The organism is Cupriavidus sp. 2SB (assembly GCF_005503625.1).
Lineage (GTDB): Bacteria > Pseudomonadota > Gammaproteobacteria > Burkholderiales > Burkholderiaceae > Cupriavidus.
The window spans coordinates 1-17582 of sequence record NZ_SCMX01000013.1; the positions used below are offsets into that span (position 1 = coordinate 1).

Annotated in this window: 18 protein-coding genes; 10 read left to right on the top strand and 8 right to left on the bottom strand. The window is 63.4% G+C overall.

All coding sequences use genetic code 11. From position 1 onward, the window contains the following. Window positions 1–182 precede the first annotated feature (182 nt). The 4 genes from FFS21_RS08550 (at window position 183) to pbpG (ending at window position 3852) form a co-directional block, all read left to right on the top strand. Window positions 183–1130: a histone deacetylase family protein gene (locus FFS21_RS08550; protein WP_137924397.1), complete on the top strand. Its 948-nt coding sequence runs from the start codon at window positions 183–185 to the stop codon at window positions 1128–1130. Between the two features lie 129 nt (window positions 1131–1259). Further along, window positions 1260–1727, top strand: a complete 468-nt coding sequence (locus tag FFS21_RS08555) for an acyl-CoA thioesterase (RefSeq protein WP_137924398.1) — start codon at window positions 1260–1262, stop codon at window positions 1725–1727. A 14-nt stretch (window positions 1728–1741) separates the two neighbouring features. After that, on the top strand, window positions 1742–2437 hold the full coding sequence (locus FFS21_RS08560) for a nitroreductase (protein WP_137924399.1): 696 nt from the start codon (window positions 1742–1744) through the stop codon (window positions 2435–2437). Between the two features lie 212 nt (window positions 2438–2649). Beyond that, entirely contained in the window at window positions 2650–3852 is a 1203-nt protein-coding gene (pbpG, locus tag FFS21_RS08565) for a D-alanyl-D-alanine endopeptidase (RefSeq protein ID WP_137924400.1), read from the top strand. Window positions 3853–3942: 90 nt separating this feature from the next. Here pbpG and FFS21_RS08570 read toward each other — a convergent pair whose 3' ends face one another. Then, window positions 3943–4731, bottom strand: a complete 789-nt coding sequence (locus FFS21_RS08570; RefSeq protein WP_137924401.1) for an IclR family transcriptional regulator — start codon at window positions 4729–4731, stop codon at window positions 3943–3945. A gap of 265 nt (window positions 4732–4996) precedes the next feature. Between FFS21_RS08570 and FFS21_RS08575 the strand changes: the two genes are divergently transcribed. Genes FFS21_RS08575 through FFS21_RS08585 form a run of 3 tightly spaced genes read left to right on the top strand, consistent with a single transcriptional unit; the run spans window position 4997 to window position 7433 of the window. Continuing rightward, on the top strand, window positions 4997–5722 hold the full coding sequence (locus FFS21_RS08575; RefSeq protein WP_137924402.1) for a (Fe-S)-binding protein: 726 nt from the start codon (window positions 4997–4999) through the stop codon (window positions 5720–5722). A 35-nt stretch (window positions 5723–5757) separates the two neighbouring features. Beyond that, window positions 5758–7167 (top strand): LutB/LldF family L-lactate oxidation iron-sulfur protein, encoded by a 1410-nt coding sequence (locus tag FFS21_RS08580; RefSeq protein ID WP_137924403.1) that lies wholly within the window; start codon window positions 5758–5760, stop codon window positions 7165–7167. Then, complete coding sequence (locus FFS21_RS08585) at window positions 7167–7433, top strand: hypothetical protein (RefSeq protein ID WP_137924404.1); 267 nt, start codon at window positions 7167–7169, stop codon at window positions 7431–7433. Before FFS21_RS08580 ends, FFS21_RS08585 begins: the two co-directional genes overlap by 1 nt. Before the next feature lie 163 nt (window positions 7434–7596). On the opposite strand, the gene FFS21_RS08590 is transcribed toward FFS21_RS08585, so the two are convergent. The 4 genes from FFS21_RS08590 to FFS21_RS08605 form a co-directional block, all read right to left on the bottom strand. Further along, the gene (locus tag FFS21_RS08590) at window positions 7597–8391 is read right to left on the bottom strand and encodes an ABC transporter ATP-binding protein (RefSeq protein ID WP_137924405.1); all 795 of its coding nucleotides are present in this window, start codon (window positions 8389–8391) and stop codon (window positions 7597–7599) included. Window position 8392: 1 nt separating this feature from the next. Further along, window positions 8393–9289: an ABC transporter permease gene (locus tag FFS21_RS08595; protein WP_137924406.1), complete on the bottom strand. Its 897-nt coding sequence runs from the start codon at window positions 9287–9289 to the stop codon at window positions 8393–8395. A 96-nt stretch (window positions 9290–9385) separates the two neighbouring features. Next, window positions 9386–10366: an ABC transporter substrate-binding protein gene (locus FFS21_RS08600; protein ID WP_137924407.1), complete on the bottom strand. Its 981-nt coding sequence runs from the start codon at window positions 10364–10366 to the stop codon at window positions 9386–9388. Between the two features lie 360 nt (window positions 10367–10726). Continuing rightward, a complete protein-coding gene (locus FFS21_RS08605) occupies window positions 10727–11263 on the bottom strand; it encodes a cytochrome P460 family protein (RefSeq protein ID WP_137924408.1) in 537 nt (178 codons plus the stop codon). Window positions 11264–11487: 224 nt separating this feature from the next. On the opposite strand from FFS21_RS08605, the gene FFS21_RS08610 reads away from it, so the two are divergent. Beyond that, window positions 11488–12906: an aldehyde dehydrogenase family protein gene (locus FFS21_RS08610; protein ID WP_137924409.1), complete on the top strand. Its 1419-nt coding sequence runs from the start codon at window positions 11488–11490 to the stop codon at window positions 12904–12906. A 156-nt stretch (window positions 12907–13062) separates the two neighbouring features. Then, complete coding sequence (locus FFS21_RS08615; protein WP_249359224.1) at window positions 13063–14139, top strand: sensor histidine kinase; 1077 nt, start codon at window positions 13063–13065, stop codon at window positions 14137–14139. Here FFS21_RS08615 and FFS21_RS08620 read toward each other — a convergent pair. Together FFS21_RS08620 and FFS21_RS08625 are read right to left on the bottom strand one after the other, a co-directional pair. Beyond that, window positions 14123–15163: a quinone-dependent dihydroorotate dehydrogenase gene (locus tag FFS21_RS08620; RefSeq protein ID WP_137924410.1), complete on the bottom strand. Its 1041-nt coding sequence runs from the start codon at window positions 15161–15163 to the stop codon at window positions 14123–14125. The two genes, FFS21_RS08615 and FFS21_RS08620, sit on opposite strands and share 17 nt — an antisense overlap. Window positions 15164–15232: 69 nt before the next feature. After that, window positions 15233–16033, bottom strand: coding sequence for an arginyltransferase (locus FFS21_RS08625; RefSeq protein WP_137924411.1), 801 nt, complete (start codon window positions 16031–16033; stop codon window positions 15233–15235). A gap of 213 nt (window positions 16034–16246) precedes the next feature. Here FFS21_RS08625 and FFS21_RS08630 point away from each other — a divergent pair, with 213 nt between their 5' ends. Then, a complete protein-coding gene (locus tag FFS21_RS08630; RefSeq protein ID WP_137924412.1) occupies window positions 16247–16804 on the top strand; it encodes a hypothetical protein in 558 nt (185 codons plus the stop codon). A gap of 3 nt (window positions 16805–16807) precedes the next feature. Here FFS21_RS08630 and aat read toward each other — a convergent pair whose 3' ends face one another. Then, the gene (gene aat, locus FFS21_RS08635; protein ID WP_137924413.1) at window positions 16808–17563 is read right to left on the bottom strand and encodes a leucyl/phenylalanyl-tRNA--protein transferase; all 756 of its coding nucleotides are present in this window, start codon (window positions 17561–17563) and stop codon (window positions 16808–16810) included. Window positions 17564–17582: the final 19 nt, after the last annotated feature.

Here is a 17582-nt window from a genome sequence, read left to right on the forward strand (position 1 = left end):
CACGTACGCAGTGTCCTACAAGGGTAAATACCGATACGGCAACTTGGTGCGATGCACGAAAGGCAGGTGTTTGAAGCGCCATGACGCATTGCGTGCAGGACGGTGCTACCATCGCTGACTGCCCGGTCGGTCAATGATGTGAAGCCATCACAAGCCGTCCGTATCTGCTCCGCCCCGTTCCCATGTTCGCCTTCTACGCCGACCACTTCGTCCTGCCGCTGCCTCCCGGCCATCGGTTCCCGATGCGCAAATACAGCATGCTGCGCGATGCCGTGGTCCGAGAGGTGCCGGGCTTGGTGCTGCATGAAGCCCCACGAGCCGACGATAGCGACCTGACGTTGGCCCACACCCCTGCGTATGTTGCTGAAGTCTCATCCGGACAACTCGATGCCGCGCGTCAGCGCGAGATCGGTTTTCCGTGGTCCCATGAAATGGTGGAGCGCTCTCGACGTTCGGCCGGTGCCACGATTGCCGCATGCCAGACCGCACTCACGCAGGGCATCGCCGTGAACCTTGCCGGCGGCACGCACCATGCCTATGCCGACAAGGGCGGCGGTTTCTGTGTGTTCAACGATGCCGCCATCGCCGCGCGTCGATTGCAGCGTGATGGCGCCGTGCGTCGCGTGGCCGTGATCGACCTCGATGTCCATCAGGGCAATGGCACTGCATCGATTTTGCGGGACGATTCCAGCATCTTCACGCTCTCGCTGCATGGCGAGAAGAACTACCCCTTCCGCAAGGAAGCGAGCGATCTCGACGTAGGCCTGCCCGATGGGTGCGACGACGATACGTACATGGCGGCGCTCGCCGGCGCGCTCGACATGCTTCATGCCCGCTTTGCTCCCGACCTGCTGATCTATCTGGCCGGCGCCGATCCCCATGAAGACGATCGACTGGGGCGCCTGCGGCTGACCATGGCGGGCCTGGCGCGACGCGACAAGATGGTGTTCGACTTCGCGCTGTCGCAACGTCTTCCCGTTGCGGTGGCAATGGCCGGTGGCTATGGCAACCAGATCGAAAACACCGTGGCTGTGCATACGCAGACGGTGGCTCTGGCTGCGCAGTATCATGCGCGCCATTCGACAGAAAGCTGCGTGCAAGATGCAGCGGCCTTTGTCACCGCATCATGACTTTGTTGCAGTCATCGCAAAAAGTTTGGAACCTTGCGGCGTGCCGCGTGCTCATACGAACTTTCGTGTGGCGTCGGCAGCGCTATCCCACTGGCCTGTTGCCGTTGTAGTCCGACTGACTTCCTCTCGATGAAGCCCGAACCTGCTCACCGCTCCGCGTACAAGCACTTCCAGCCGATCACCACACGTTGGATGGATAACGATGTCTATGGCCACGTGAATAACGTTGTCTACTACAGTTATTTCGATACGGTCGTGAACACGTACCTGATTCATGCGGGTGCATTGGATATCGAAGCAGGCAGCACTATCGGATTGGTGATCGAGACGCAGTGCAATTATTTCTCGTCGCTGACTTTCCCGGACACGGTGGTGGCCGGATTGCGTGTGGCGAAGCTTGGCAAGACGAGCGTGCGCTACGAGGTGGGGCTGTTTCGCGGGGATGACGAGATCGCTGCGGCGCAGGGCCATTTCGTGCACGTCTACGTGGATCGCGAGACGCGGAGGCCGGTGGCGTTGCCGCAGCCGTTGCGCCAGGCACTTGAGAGGCTGGTCGTGAACCAGCCCCATGACAACAACGCAGTGAACAAGAACTAAGGAGACCGCCAAGTATGTCGAACCCCGATGAGGCAGCCTGCGTCGATCGCGCCATCACCACGCGTCGATCGGTGCGCGCATTCCTGGATACGCCAGTGCCGCGCCAGACCATCGAAGACATCCTGGCCGTGGCCAGCCGTGCGCCTTCGGGCACGAATACGCAGCCGTGGAAGGTCTACGTACTGTCTGGCGACGCCAAGGTGCGTTTCTGCACCGATGTGCTGACGGCATACGACGATCCTGAACGCGATGCCAAGTATCGCGAGGAATATCCGTACTACCCGCGTGAGTGGGTCGATCCCTACCTGGCGCGCCGCCGAAAGGTGGGCTGGGACTTGTACAGCCTGCTCGATATCCGCCGCGAGGATAAATCGCGCATGCACGAGCAGCACGCGCGCAACTTCCGTTTCTTTGATGCGCCGGTCGGACTGATCTTCACCATCGATCGCATCATGGAGCAGGGAAGTTGGCTGGATTACGGCATGTTCCTCCAGAGCATCATGGTGGCGGCGCGCGCACGTGGGCTCGATACGTGTCCGCAGGCGGCTTTCACGCAGTTTCATCGCATCATCAAGGAACACCTGAAACTGACCGATGAGGAGATGGTGGTGTGCGGCATGTCCCTCGGCTTTGCCGATCCCGATGCTACGGCCAACCAGTTGATGACGGAGCGTGAACCAGTTGGACAGTTCGCGCGTTTTCTGTCCTGACTTAATCCGCTGGCGAAACCTTTCGGTATCGCCGGGAGTAGTTGCACTTTGTTGTATTTGTGGTAGCGAGTGAATGACTTAAGCGGCTCATTTTTCATAATGTGGAAATGTTTGTAATTCCAACTTTAAAGAGCCGCTGTAAGTCATTAATCTTGCTATAGATTTCTTAATTTTCTAAACTAGCGCCATTCCGCAGCCGCGCTGAGCAGACCATGTTCCGGACCGAATCCTTTATGTCTCGACTCTTCGGCCTTCCCCAACTGACGGCCTTTGCCACCACGGCATTGGTGTCCGTTGCCTTGATGACCGCACCGGTAGCGTACGCAGCGACGAAGTCGACTGCGACGAAATCGTCGGCCAAAAAGACCGAAAAAGTTTCAAAATCCGCTAAATCCGTAAAATCCTCGAAGAAGACTGCAGCCGTTAGTGCCGCGCCGTCCTCGCGCAAGGTGATTGTCGTGAAGAACGGCAAGCGCACCGTGGTGGCCAGCCGTGCCGCCCCGGTCCGTGCCGCGTTCGTGCCGGCCAAACCGTCGTTGGGCGAGGCCATGGGCCTGCGCGATACCGATGACGCGCTGTCGCTGCGTTCGTCCGTCGCCCTGGTGCTGGATCAAAACACCAACGAGGTGCTGTTCCAAAAGAATTCCACGGCCGTGCTGCCCATCGCCTCCATTACCAAGCTGATGACGGCGCTGGTGGTGATGGATTCCCGGTTGCCGATGGATGAAATGCTGACGGTTTCCGAGGATGACCGGGATACCGAGAAACACAGCAGCTCGCGCCTGCGCTTTGGGACCACGCTGACGCGCCATGAGATGCTGCTGCTCGCGCTGATGTCGTCCGAGAACCGCGCCGCGTCCGTGCTGGGCCGCAGCTATCCGGGTGGCCTGCCGGCGTTTGTAAGCGCGATGAACAAGAAGGCGCGCGAACTGGGCATGAACGACAGCCACTTCGTCGACTCCAGCGGGTTGTCGAGCAGTAACGTCTCCAGTGCGATGGACCTGGCGCGCCTGGTCAATGCGGCGTATCGCAATCCCACTATCCGCGAGTTTTCCACGCAGACCGAGCACGAAGTGAATGTGCTGGGCCGCTCGCAACACTACGTCAGCACGAATCGCCTGGTGCGCGGCGGCAATTGGGAAATCGGCCTGCAGAAGACCGGCTATATCTCCGAGGCCGGCCAGTGCCTGGTGATGCAGACGCGCGTCAATGATCGCAACGTGGTGATGGTGTTCCTGGATTCGGTGGGCAAGCTGTCGCGCTTTGCCGATGCCACCCGGGTGCGAAGCTGGCTTGAGCATCAGCCTCCGTCGGCAGGGGGCCAGCCTCGCCCTTTTCCTTCGACGCCCAATCTTACGCAGGGTCCTAAGTCCCCTGCGATGGTTCTGGTGTCCCATCACTCGCACGGCACCTGATCACATTCAGATTGCTGCAACGAAAAACGCGCCGGGGGCCAAGCCCTCCGGCGCGTTTTTCATTGCATGGCTTGCCGAGCCGGACTGCGATCAGGCCGCCACCGTATCGGGCACATAGCCCATGCCGCGCGAGATCTGCAACGCGGTTTCCTTGAGGTTCTGCAGCCAGCTATCCTGCAGCCGATCCGCGGGTGCTGACAGCGACAGGCCAGCCACCAGCCGACGCGAATCGTCGTAGATGCCGGCGGCGATGCAGCGCACGCCAAGCTCCAGTTCTTCGTTGTCGCGTGCATAACCGTTCGAGCGGACCCAGCTCAACTCGCGTTCCAGCCGGGCGATCTCGGTGATCGACGTGCGCGTATGGCCGGCCAGGCCGGTGCGCGTGGCGTAGTTGCGTACGCGAGCCGATTCGTCAGCGGCCAAAAACAGCTTGCCGACCGAGGTCAGATGCAGCGGCGCGCGGCCACCGATGGCGCGCACAACCTGCATGCCGGAGCGCTCGCTGTACGCGCGCTCGATATACACGATCTCATCGCCCTGGCGTACCGACAGGTTCACGGTTTGGCCGGTGACGCGGTGCAGTGCGCGCATCGGCGCCAGCGCCGCGTCGCGCACCGACAGGCGCGCCTTGACGAGATTGCCCAACTCCAGCAGCCGCATGCCCAGGCGGTAGCTGCCTGGATCGGAACGATCGACAAAGCGGCACGCCACCATATCGTTGAGGATGCGGTGCGCGGTAGAAGGGTGCAGGCCGGTAGCCAGCGAGAGTTCCTTCAGGCTGACGGGGTCTGCGTGCTGGGCCAGCGCATCCAGTAGCGTCATCATGCGCTCGATCACCTGGATCGAGGTCTTGCCGGGTGACTTGTCTGCTTCTGCCATAGGGAAAATGTTGCCGTGCGGCAAAAATTAAGCGTCTGCCTGATTCTATCTCGCATTGTGAAAATTTCAACTGGTGAAATGCGATTCCCGAGATTTCCTTCCAGACATTGCGCGATGAGCGGCCGCATGAAATGAAGCATGCACCTCATAGAAAGGTGAGGTGCACAGCACCGCCCAAGGGTTTCCCCATGCACGCCGATGCCCGCAGTGGCGGGGCAGGCAGGCATAATTGCGGGGTTTCCGGGTCTGGAATAAAGGTTCAACGATGCGAATCGGACTGTTCGCCACCTGTCTGGTGGACCTCATGCGTCCCGAAATCGGGTTTTCGGTGCTGAAACTGCTGGAATCGGCGGGTTATGAGGTCATGGTGCCCGAGGCGCAGACCTGCTGTGGTCAGCCTGCCTATAACTCCGGAGAACGAACCGTCTCGCGCGATCTGGCCGAGAAATTCCTGCGCGAGTTCGAGATGTTCGATTACGTGGTGGTGCCTTCAGGTTCATGCGGCGGCATGATCCGCCAGCACTATCACGACTTGCTGCGCGACGATCCCGAACTGAATGGCCGCTACGAGCGGCTGCGGGAACGGGTGTACGAACTCACCGATTTCCTGGTCAACGTGGCGAAGATCGAGTCGCTCGACTCGGGTTTTTCCGGGCACGTTACGTATCACGATTCCTGCTCTGGGCTGCGCGAACTCGGCGTCAAGCAGCAGCCGCGCGCGCTGCTTGGCAAACTGCCCGGCGTGCAACTGACCGAGATGAAGGATTGCGAATCATGCTGCGGGTTTGGCGGCACGTTCTCGGTCAAGTACGGCAATATCTCCACGGCAATCGTTGACGAGAAATGCGCCAACATTCAGGCCAGTGGCGCGGATGCCGTGGTGCTGGGCGACCTGGGCTGCATGCTCAATATCGAAGGCCGCCTGCGGCGGTCAGGCGATTCACGCACGCGCGTGCTCCATATCGCGCAGGTGCTGGCGGGCGACGCCTGACGCGGTCACGCCAACCCAACATCGGAGCCCCCACGATGCAAGTCCACAGCATGGAATTCAAGGCGCGCGCAGGCCAGAAGCTGGCCGACCAGCGCTTGCAGCAGAACCTCAAGAAGCTCTCCACGAAGTTCGTGACCGCACGCGCCGACGCCATCCGCGATATCGACTTCGATGCCACGCGCGCCGCGCTCAAGGAGCGTCGCAACCGGGCGCTGGAAAACCTCGATGTCTGGCTCGCCACGTTCGAGGAGAACGCAACGAAGCGTGGCGCCACCGTGCTGTTCGCGGAATCCACTGCGGACGCAGCCAGGCTTGTGGCCGAGATCGCGCAGAAGCACGGCGTGAAGAAGGTCATCAAGAGCAAGTCGATGGTGACCGAGGAAATGCGGCTGAACCAGGTGCTTGGCGAGATGGGCGTGCAGAGCATCGAGACCGATCTCGGCGAGTACATCCTGCAGATCAACGATGCCGAACCGCCGTCGCACATCATTGCGCCGGTGATCCACAAGGACAAGGACGAGATTGCCGATCTCTTCGCCAAGGTCCATAACAAGCCGCGCCTGACCGATATTCCGGAGATGACGCGCGAAGCCCGCGAGGTACTGCGTCCGGAGTTCCTGTCCGCCGACATGGGCGTGACGGGCGGCAACTTCATCATCGCGGAGACCGGCTCGGTGGCCGTGGTCACGAACGAGGGCAACGAAGGCATGTGTACGATCATGCCGCGCGTCCACGTGGCCGTGACCGGTATCGAGAAGGTGCTTCCGACGCTGGAGGACCTGGCCACGGTGATGCGCCTGCTGCCACGCTCGGCGACCGGGCAGGCCATCTCCAACTATTTCTCGATCCTGACCGGGCCGCGCGCAGAAGGCGAGCGCGATGGTCCCGAACATATGTACTTCGTGCTGGTCGATGGGGGACGCAGCGGGCTCATCGGCGGCGAGTTTCAGGAGATGCTGCGCTGCATCCGCTGCGGGGCCTGCATGAACCATTGCCCGGTCTACCAGAAGATTGGGGGGCACGCGTATGGCTGGGTGTATCCGGGGCCGATGGGCAGCGTATTGACGCCGAGTTACGTGGGGCTGGCCAACGCCGTGGACTTGCCGCAGGCGGCTACGCTGTGCGGTGAATGCAACCGCGTGTGTCCGGCGTCGATCCCGTTGTCCGACCTGCTGCGCAAGCTACGCGAAAAGCAGATGGAGCGCGGCCTGCGGCCTTGGCAGGAGCGCATGGCGCTGCAGGTCTGGGGCTATGTGGCGCGTCGACCGGATCTCTACGCGTTCGTCACTCGCCTCGGCGCGCGGCTGATGGCGCGCATGGGCGGGCGTGGCAAACTGATTTCCCGATTGCCGATGGCCGGCAAGGGGTGGACCGATACCCGCGACATGCCGGCCCCAAGCGGTCGCACGTTCCGAGAACTTTATAAAGAAAGGAGGGCGCGTTGATGGGCGCCAATCAATCTACGCTGGCCGCGATGCGGCAGACACTCGATTCGCACATCGCCGGCCAGTTGCCGGTCAGCGAACTGGTCGCGCAATGGCGTGCTTCGGCGACGTCGCTGACGTTGCCACCGGTGTTTGGTCAGGCGATGGAAGAATTGCTGCGCCGCATGGAGATGGCTGCAGCGTTTGCGCAAGACAGCTGCTCGTTTTCGAGCACGGCCGTGACGGATCAGTTGGGAAAATGGCTGGAGAAGGCGGGGACGGTTTGATCTGAACCTACCGCGGTAGCGCTCCCCTCTCCCACATCGTGGGAGAGGGGCTGGGGGAGAGAGCAGGAGGTTCTGCTTGCCGACATGCTGCAATTTGAACCGCTGGCCCTCTCCCCCGACCCCTCTCCCGCAGGCGGGAGAGGGGAGTAACTTCTAGAGTTAATCACCCCAACAACAACGCATCATCATCCAGCTGCTCGTGCCGTGTCTGCTCGAACATCTTCAGCAGATCCGGCACGTCGAGCCCCTTGCGCTGCTCGCCGGACACGTCGAGCACGACCTGCCCCTGGTGCAGCATGACCGTGCGCTGTCCATAGTCCAGCGCCTGGCGCATCGAGTGCGTGACCATCATCGTGGTCAGCTTGCTTTCCTCGACGATGCGCGCGGTCAGTTCCAGCACGAACGCTGCAGTCTTTGGGTCCAGCGCGGCGGTGTGCTCGTCGAGCAGCAGAATGCGCGACGGCTGCAGTGATGCCATCAGCAGGCTCACTGCCTGACGCTGGCCGCCCGAAAGCAGACCAATACGGTCCGTCAGGCGATTTTCCAGGCCGAGGTTCAGCAAGCGCAGCTTGTCGCGGAACAACTCGCGCGAGGGCTTGTTCAGCGCCGGGCGGAAGCCGCGACGCGAGCCGCGTGCCATGGCCAGCGCCATGTTCTCCTCGATCGTCAGCGCCTCGCACGTACCGGCCATCGGGTCCTGGAACACGCGCGCCACCAGATGGGCGCGATCCCAGGCCGGCTGGCGCGTCACGTCGGTGTCATCGATCATGATCCGGCCGGTGTCGACCATCGTGTCGCCGCTCACCGCGTTGAGGAACGTGGACTTGCCCGCGCCGTTCGAGCCGATCACGGCGACGAACTGGCCCGCCGGGATTTCCAGGCTCAGACCGCGCAGCGCGCGGTTCTCGATTGGCGTGCCCGGGTTGAACGTGAGTTTCAGGTTTTCAGCGCGCAACATGTCAGGCACCTCCATTTTTGCGGCCGAACAGCTTCTTGCGCGTGGCCGGCAGCACCAGCGCCAGCGTCACGAGCGCGGCGGTGACAAGATTCAGATCCTGCGCCTTGAGGCCGATGAATTCCGAGTTCAGCGCCAGCGCGATAAAGAAGCGATACAGGATCGCGCCGATCACGACGGCCAGCGTCACGTAGACGAGGCGACGCGCCGGAATGATGGTCTCGCCGATGATCACGGCTGCCAGACCAATCACGATCGTGCCGATACCCATCGAGATATCGGCGCCGCCCTGCGTCTGGGCGAACAGCGCGCCAGCCAGCGCCACCAGCGCGTTCGACAAGGCCATGCCGGCCAGCGTGGCACGGCCGGTGGGCACGCCCTGGGCGCGCGCCATGCGCGGGTTGGCGCCGGTCGCGCGCATGGCGAGGCCGAGCTGCGACGAGAAGAACCAGTCCAGCGCGAGCTTGGCAAGGATCACGACGACAAACAGCACCAGCGGGCGCAGCAAGTAATCGGGCAGCCATTCGGGCTGGAGAATCGTGAAGATTGTCGGCTCGGTGATCAGCGGCACATTGGGACGTCCCATGATGCGCAGGTTGACCGAGTACAGCGCGATCATCATCAGGATACTGGCGAGCAGATCCATGATCTTGAGCCGCACATTGAGCCAGCCAGTGACGAAACCCGCCATCGCGCCGGCGACGATCGCCACCAGCGTCGATACGAATGGGTCTTGTCCGGCGGAAATCAGCGTGGCCGCCACGGCGCCACCCAGCGGGAAGCTGCCATCGACGGTCAGGTCGGGAAAATTGAGGATGCGGAACGAGATCAGCACCCCGAGCGCCACGAGGCTGAAGATCAGGCCGATCTCCAGGGCGCCCATCAGGGAAAACAGGGACATGGGGGAATCCTTTGCGGGCCGTCCGGATGGCCCGGGTAGGGCCATGGGGGCGCTTCGGGCCGCGCGCCGCAGGGTAGGGCGCGCGGCGCGGCGGTATTACTTGATGACGGTCTTGGCTTCCTTGACCAGATCCGGGGCCAACGTCACGCCCTGCTTGCCAGCGGCGGTGGTGTTGACGAACAGTTCCAGGTTGTCGGAAGTTTGCGAGGCAATCGCACCGGGCTTCTCGCCCTTCAGGATGCGAACCACGACCTTGCCGGTCTGATGGCCGAGATCGCCGTAGTTGATGCCCAGCGCGGCAATGGCGCCACGCTTCACGCTGTCGGTGTCGGACGCCACCAGCGGGATCTTCGATTCGTTGGCCACCTTGACCAGCGATTCGTAGGCCGAGACCACGTTGTTGTCGGTGTTCGTGTAGATCACGTCGACCTTGCCGATCAGGCTCTTGGCAGCCGGTCCGATGTCCACGGTACGCGGTGCGGCGGCTTCCTTGAGCGACAGGCCCTGCTTGGCCAGCAGTTCCTTCAGTTCCTTGACCACCACCACCGAATTGGCTTCACCGGGGTTGTAGACCATGCCGACGGTCTTGGCGTTGGGAACGACGCGCTTGATCAGCGTGACCTGCTTGTCGAGCGGCAGCTTGTCCGAGACGCCCGTGACGTTGGTGCCCGTGGCGGTCCAGGTCTTCACGAGCTGGGCAGCCACCGGATCGGTCACACCGGAGTACACCACGGGAACGGTCTTGGTGGCGGCGACCACGGCCTGTGCCGACGGCGTGGCGATGGCCACGATGGCGCTCGGCTGGTCGCCCACGAACTTGCGTGCGATCTGTGCGGCGGTCCCCGGATTGCCCTGGGCGCTCTGGTATTCCCACTTCAGGTTCTTGTCGGCGTCGTAGCCGGCAGCCTTCAGTTCGTCGCGCACACCGTCGCGAATGGCGTCGAGCGCCGGGTGATCCACGATCGACAGGACCTTCACGGTAGCCGTCTGGGCCTGCACGGCGCCGCCGTAGAGCAGGGCCAGCGCGACCGCGCTGCCGAGGATGGTCTGGGTGGTGGATGCCTTGAGACGCAGCATGTAATTGTTCTCCCCCGAAGGATCGGTGCTATCAGTCAGCCGCAAGCGGTACACGGCCGTCCTGCCAGGGCGACCACGTACACGAAAAGCGTGCTGCATGACGGCCCGGCGGTCCAAGGAGGACGCTGCGCGCCTGGCGGCAGGTGCAGGCGCGCGCGTGACCGCATCGGATGCGACGGCGCGAAGCCTGCGAGGATACCATTTTCGGGGGTGGGATGGCTCGCTTTTAGTGCTGCATAGCGGCATATCCTGCCGTAAAACGCCTCCGGGGGACGAGGCTACCGCAAGAAATTGCGCCGAAAAGCCGATTTTGGCGTGTTTTGGCTCACCTGCCGCAAGCGGCTCCTGCTACAAATTGCGTCACGGTGCAAGGCGGGTAAACACATAGTCCCGGTCCTTCACGAGCGCGTTGTGGCAGGCAAAGCAGGTCTGATGCTGGGCCAGGTCGGCCGGCTTGCCGTCAATGAAGCGCCCGTAGCCCCAACCGCCCGATGCCGCGTACTTCTTCGAGTCCTTGACCATGACCTGCACGGTGGTGGCCTTGCCTGGAACCAGCGCGGAGGCGAAGTCGGGCGACTGCGTGTATTTCCACGCCAGCTTGACCAGTACCGCGCCGTCCGGGAACGGCAGCTTGCCGCTCTTGTAGGCGTCGATGGCGATCTGGTTGCCCACCACGGTACGGAGTTCGTTGAGTGGCTCGTGTTCCAGTGCCGGTGCCACCAGTTCCCACTTGCGATAGCCCTCGGGAATCGTCACGCCGTAGATCGGCGAGGCATTCGGATTCGCTGCGGCCTTGTCCGCCGACTTCTCTGCGGCGATGGCGTGCGCGGCGAAGAGCGTGGCGCACAACGTGGCGGCGCCTGCTGCAACGATGGCGGCAGTGTGGATCTTCTTCATGGGGCTTCTCCAGGCGGGGTTTGGTCTGGGCTCCATTGAGACGGGGCCGTGTATTGCCTTTGTGTCTGGGAAGGGGCGGGCTTGTATCGGCGTGTATCACGGCTTTGCCGCGATACGTCGGATCACACAACGCCCACCGCAAGCTACGGATGCGATACGTCGGCGCCTTACAGTGGCCCTCATGGCAGCGCGATTCAACGTTGCCGTGCATTTGGAGAAATACCATGCGAAACCTGAATACCGCCTATATCGATGGCCAGTTCGTGCGCGTGCAGGGCACGGAAACCCTGGAGATTGCCAATCCCGCAACCGGTGCGCCGCTCGCCGTGGTGACGCTGGCAAATCGTGCCGACGCACGCCGCGCCATCGCTGCCGCGCGCGATGCCCAGGCGCTGCTACGCCAGACTGGCAAGGCCGAGCGCATCGACATGCTGCGACGTCTGCAGACTGCGGTGCTGCGCTACACCGATGCGATCCGGGATGTCACCATCGAAGAGTACGGTGCGCCCGTGGCGCGGGCCCAGTGGGTCAGCCAGTACGCGTCGCAATGTTTCGCCAGTGCAGCGCAGGCACTGGAGGAATACCCGCTGAGCTACGAGGTGGGCACGGCCACGGTGACGATGGAGCCGGTAGGAGTCTCGGCGTTGATCGCACCGTGGAACAGCACGGCGGGCACGGTGTGCAGCAAGCTGGCGTCCGCGCTGGCGGCGGGTTGCGCCACGGTGATCAAGCCGAGCGAACTGAGCCCGCTCCAGACCCAGGTTCTTTGCGAAGCGCTGCACGAGGCTGGCCTGCCTTCCGGTGTGTTCAATGTACTGCTGGGCCGTGGCGCCGATGTGGGTGACGAGATCTGTACCAGCCCGCATGTCGCGCGGATTTCCTTTACCGGCTCCACGCAGACCGGCAAGGTCATTGCGCGGGCCGCAGTGGAGACCATGAAGCGCGTGACGCTGGCGCTATCGGGCAAGTCGGCGGCCATCGTGCTCGATGACGCCGACCTGGCCCACGCGCTGCCGTTGGCGGTGGGCGGGGCGTTCATGAACAACGGCCAGGCTTGCGTGGCCGGCACACGGCTGCTGGTGCCGCATGCGCGCATGGCCGAAGTAACGGAGCGGGTGCGCGAGATCGTCGGGAAGCTCCAGGTGGGCGATCCGCGCGACCCGGCCACGACGATCGGCCCGCTGGCCAGTCGCGCACAGTTCGATCGCGTGCAGCGTTTCATCCGTCGCGGCCTGGAGCAGGGCGCCGTGCTGGTGGCCGGTGGCGAAGGCCGTCCGGAAGGTCTGCCCGAAGGTTTCTTCGTGAAGCCTACGGTATTCGCCGGCGTCCACAACGATATGGAGATCGCCCGAGAGGAAATCTTCGGCCCGGTCCTGTCGATCATCGGCTACGAGACCGAACAGGAGGCCGTCGATCTTGCTAACGACTCGGTCTACGGCCTGTTCGGCTACGTGTACTCGGCGGATGTGGCGCGTGCGCGGGGCGTGGCGGCGCAGATGCAGACCGGATCGGTGCTGGTCAATCGCATCGATCCGGAGGTGCTGGCGCCGTTCGGCGGGGTCCGTCAATCGGGTGTGGGCCGGGAGTTCGGCCTGGCGGGGCTCGTTTCATACCTTGAGCCGAAGACGGTGGCGGTGCGCTGATTTTCCCGAAACAGCCGGGGTGGCGATATCGTCACCTCGCATAGGGTGCAGTAAATGAACGTATAGGGTGGGCGAACTCACGTTCAATGGTGCGTGCACTGCGACCATGGTGTCATACCGTTCAGCCGTTCTGTGAGGCGGCTTACGGAGAATGTGATGACCATGCAACCGACCCTTTCGCACCGCATCGCCGCGCCTGCGGCGCCACTGACCGCGGCTGAGACCGGGCCGGCCAAGGGCGTCCTGCGTCGCTGCGGCGATACTTTTGCCCGCTACGATCGCGTACGCATCGGTGTGTCGGCGCTCCTGGTGATGCTGCTCGGGGTTGCTGCGTGGATCGGCCTGCATGGGGTGATGGGACGCGTGTCCGCCGCGGCGGAGATAGCAATTTTCGTGTTGCTGGCCTGCGTGATGGGCTTCGCCGTCGTTGCCGCGCTCTGTGCGGCGCATCTGCTGGCGGTGCAGGCGGCCCTGGGTACGCTCGCCTCGCGGATCGAGAATCCGCCACCGTCCGACGATGTGGGCCAGTTCCTGCCAGTGGAGGGGCCGGCCGTCGTCAGGCGGCTCGTACAAACAATCAATCTGGCGAAGCAGCAATGCGTGGAGCGTGAATCGGAATTGCTGGCGGTGCAGGCGTCGTACGCCCACGACTTGCGCACGCCGATGACCCGGTTGATGCTGCGCAGCGAACTGATCGACGATGCCGTGCTGCGCGGTGCCATCGAGCGCGATCTCGACGAAATGCGCGAACTAGCCGAGGCCAGCCTGGCCTGCGCCCGCATGCAGGGCAGTGCGCCCCAGTCATTGCGGCATGTCGATGCCGATCATTTGCTCGATGCGCTGCTGGTCAACTATCGGGAAGCCGGTCGTCCCATCCCGCTGGAGGGCCGCATCGGATGCCCCGTGCTGACGTGCCCCCATGCGCTGCGACGGATACTCGTCAACCTGATCGACAATGCACTGCGCTACGGCTGCAATGTGCAGATGTCGGTGCGCGTGGAGGCGCAGCGGCTGACGGTTTGCGTCGTCGATTCCGGCCCGGGGATCTCTCCCGCGCAACTCGAAACGGTGTTCCAGCCCTGGTATCGCGCGCCGGAAACGGCGGCGCGCGCACAGGGCAGCGGGCTCGGACTCGCCATTGCCCGACGGCTGTCGCAGGCGATTCGCGCGGACCTGCGGCTGGCCAATCGCAGTGAAGGCGGCCTGGAAGCGCGCCTTACGTTGCCGCTCTGAGCGCCGTGGCACACTCGCGCACGAGCGTGGGGCCGCGATAGATCAGGCCGCTGTACACCTGCACCAGCTCGGCACCGGCATCGATCTTTGCACGCGCGCCGGCACCGTCGAAGATGCCGCCCACGCCGATGATCGGTAGCGCATCGCCAATCACCTTGCGCAGCTCTCGCACCACACGCGTCGACGCATCGAATACGGGGCGGCCCGACAGCCCGCCTGCTTCCTCGGCATGGGGCAGGCCCTTGACCGCATCGCGTGAGATGGTCGTGTTGGTGGCGATCACGCCATCAATCTGGTGGCGCACCAGTGCATCGCCGATATTGCGGATCTGATCGTCATCGAGATCGGGAGCGATCTTCAGCGTGACCGGCACGTAGCGCTTGTGCTGGTCGGCCAGCCGCTGTTGCGCGGCCTTGAGCGTGGACAGCAGGCTGTCCAGTTCGCTGGCGCCCTGCAACTGGCGCAGGTTCTTGGTGTTCGGCGACGAGATGTTGACCGTCACGTAGCTTGCGTGCGGATAGACGCGTTCCAGGCAATAGAGGTAGTCGTCCGCCGCGCGCTCGATTGGCGTATCGGCGTTCTTGCCGATGTTCAGTCCCAGCACGCCACCCTCGGCCTTCCAGCGCGACGCCTGCACGTTACGCACGAACGCATCCACGCCGCCATTGTTGAAACCCATCCGGTTGATCAGCGCATCCGCCTGCGGCAGCCGGAACATGCGCGGACGCGGATTGCCGGGCTGCGCGCGGGGCGTCACGGTTCCCACCTCGATAAAGCCGAACCCGAAAGCGGCCAGGCCGTCGATATAGGCGCCGTCCTTGTCGAGTCCGGCTGCCAGGCCCACAGGATTCGGAAAGCGGATGCCCATCACGGTGCGCGGATCGCTGGCAATGCTGTTGCCGATGCAGCCGGCCAGCCCCAGGCGCCGGGCGCGCATCAGGTTGTTGAGCGTGAAATGGTGGGCGTCCTCCGCATCCATCGAGAACAGGGCGGGGCGAAACAGGGGGTAGAGCGCGTTGAGCACGGGGCAGGAGCGGCCGGCGGCCGGCGTGAAGTCGGTATCAGGCCGGCATTGTAGCCGCTCAGCGATGGCTCATTCCTGTGCCGGACCCGGCTGGCGTGGCGCAGGCGGTGGAGCGGCGGGTGCCGACGCTTCATCGAATGCCTGCCACTGGTTGCCCGTCAGCACCTGCAGCGGCTGGAAGCGCGCCTTGTAGGCCATCTTGCGGCTTTCGGCGATCCAGTAGCCCAGGTAAAGGTGTGGCAGTCCAAGTTCGCGCGTCTGGGCGATCTGCCAGAGGATGTTGTACGTCCCATAACTGGCGCCCTCGATCAGCGGATCGTAGAACGTGTAGACCGAAGACAGGCCGTCATCGAGCACGTCGATCATGCTGACCATGCGCAGCTTGCCGGCCTCGGCCGAGCCAGGCGGCTCGCGGAACTCCACGAGCCGGGAGTTGACGCGGCTCTGCAGCAGGAACTGCTCGTACTGGTCGCGGCTGTCCTGATCCATGCCGCCCCCGGCATGACGCATCGACTGGTACATCAGATAGAGCGCGTAGTGTTCTTCGACATAGGTCAGCGGCGCCACCAGCGCCTGCAGCCCCTGATGCTGGCGCCAGGCCCGGCGCTGGCTGCGATCGGGCCGGAACTGGTCTGTCACCACACGGCAGGGCGTGCAGGCACGGCATTCGTCGCAATAAGGGCGATACGTGAAGATGCCACTGCGGCGGAAGCCGGCGCGTACCAGCCGTGAATAGACGTCGGCATTGATCAGGTGGGCCGGCGTGGCCACCTGCGAGCGCGCCATGCGACCATCGAGATAGCTGCAGGCGTAGGGCGCCGTCGCATAAAACTGCAGCGCGGATAGCGGTAGTTCCTTTAGCTTGCTCATGACGTCTAGGGGCGGAGGTCGAGCACCGGCTCAGGCGTGTTCCATGGGTGTGATAGGCAGTCTATCAGACACGATGGAGGACGGTGAGCCGGGGTCCGGCGCGGCTCATTTGCGCGTTGCGAAGACTGCATGCATTTTGAGAGTCGTCCCATATCGCTTTCGCGCCATCACTCCTTACCATGTGGGGCATCTGGCACATGAATGGAGAAGAACATGAGAACCCTGGCGATAACGGACGCTGGCACGGCAGGAAATGCCGGGTTGGCGGGGGACGGCGGACGATGGAGCCGATACGCCAACATGGCAACGGTTGTCGCGGTCGGCATCACAGTGATCGCCGCCGTGTTTGGCATGCTGCAGCAGCAGACGGGGATGATCCAGCAGAGCATTCGCGCGGAAGTCGGGAAGGCTGTCCGCGAGGAGGTGCAGCGGGTTGTCCCGCAGGTGGTCCGCGACGAGGTGCAGCGTGTACTTCCGCAAGCCATCCGGAGCGAACTTGCGCCACTCGAAACAAAGATCGAGGAGATGGACAAGCGGCTGACCGGCAGCATCGACGAATTGGACAAGCGGCTGACCGGCAGAATCGAAGAAATGGACAAGCGGCTGACCGGCAGGATCGATGAAATGGACAAGCGGTTATCGGGCCAGATCGACAAGGTCGAGCGCCGGCTGGACCGGGTGGATCGACGGCTGGAGTTCCTGTCCGATAACGCTTCGCAGCTCAACTCCCGCATCGGCCGGCTGGAAGGGGCGCTGCTGCCGCGCCAGTAGCGGTCAGCCGTGAGCGGCGTTGGCCTGCGAACCCGTCCAATGGGTCAGAGCCGTCTTGTCGAAGCGCCAGGGTTGGATGTCCGACGCGGCAGTCGCTTGCCGCACATGGGCCACAAATTCTCCGCGCGGAATTGGCTGGGCGCCAAGGGAGGCCAGATGATCCGTCTCTTGCTGGCAGTCGATCATGGTGACACCGTGATTCGCGAGGAAACCGCACAGGGCCGCCAGCGCGATCTTCGACGCGTCCGTGCGATGCGCGAACATTGATTCGCCATAGAACATGCGGCCCAGCGCCACGCCATACAGCCCGCCAACGCGCTCTCCCTGATACCAGGTTTCCACGGAGTGTGCGCGGCTTCCCCGATGCAGTGCACTGTAGGCGGAAACGATCTCGTCGGTAATCCACGTGCCGAGCTGTCCGTCGCGCGGCGTCATGGCGCAGGCCCGCATCACTGCGACGAAGTTGTCGTCCACGCGGATTTCCCAATCCGGGTCGCGCAGTACCCGTCGCAGCGTCTTGCGCAGGGAGGGGGATATCTTGAGGGCCGCAGGGACCAGGATCATGCGGGGGTCGGTGCTCCACCACAGCACCGGCTGACCATCGGAGTACCACGGGAAGATGCCCTGCCGGTAGGCGAGCAACAGCCGCTGGGGTGTGAGGTCTCGGCTGGCTGCGAGAAGACCGGGCGCGTCACTTGTGGCGCCAAGCGCGTGCTCGACGGGTGGAAACGGATCCTGCGGGTCAAGCCAGGTGATCATGCGCGGGAGGGTGCGAAGC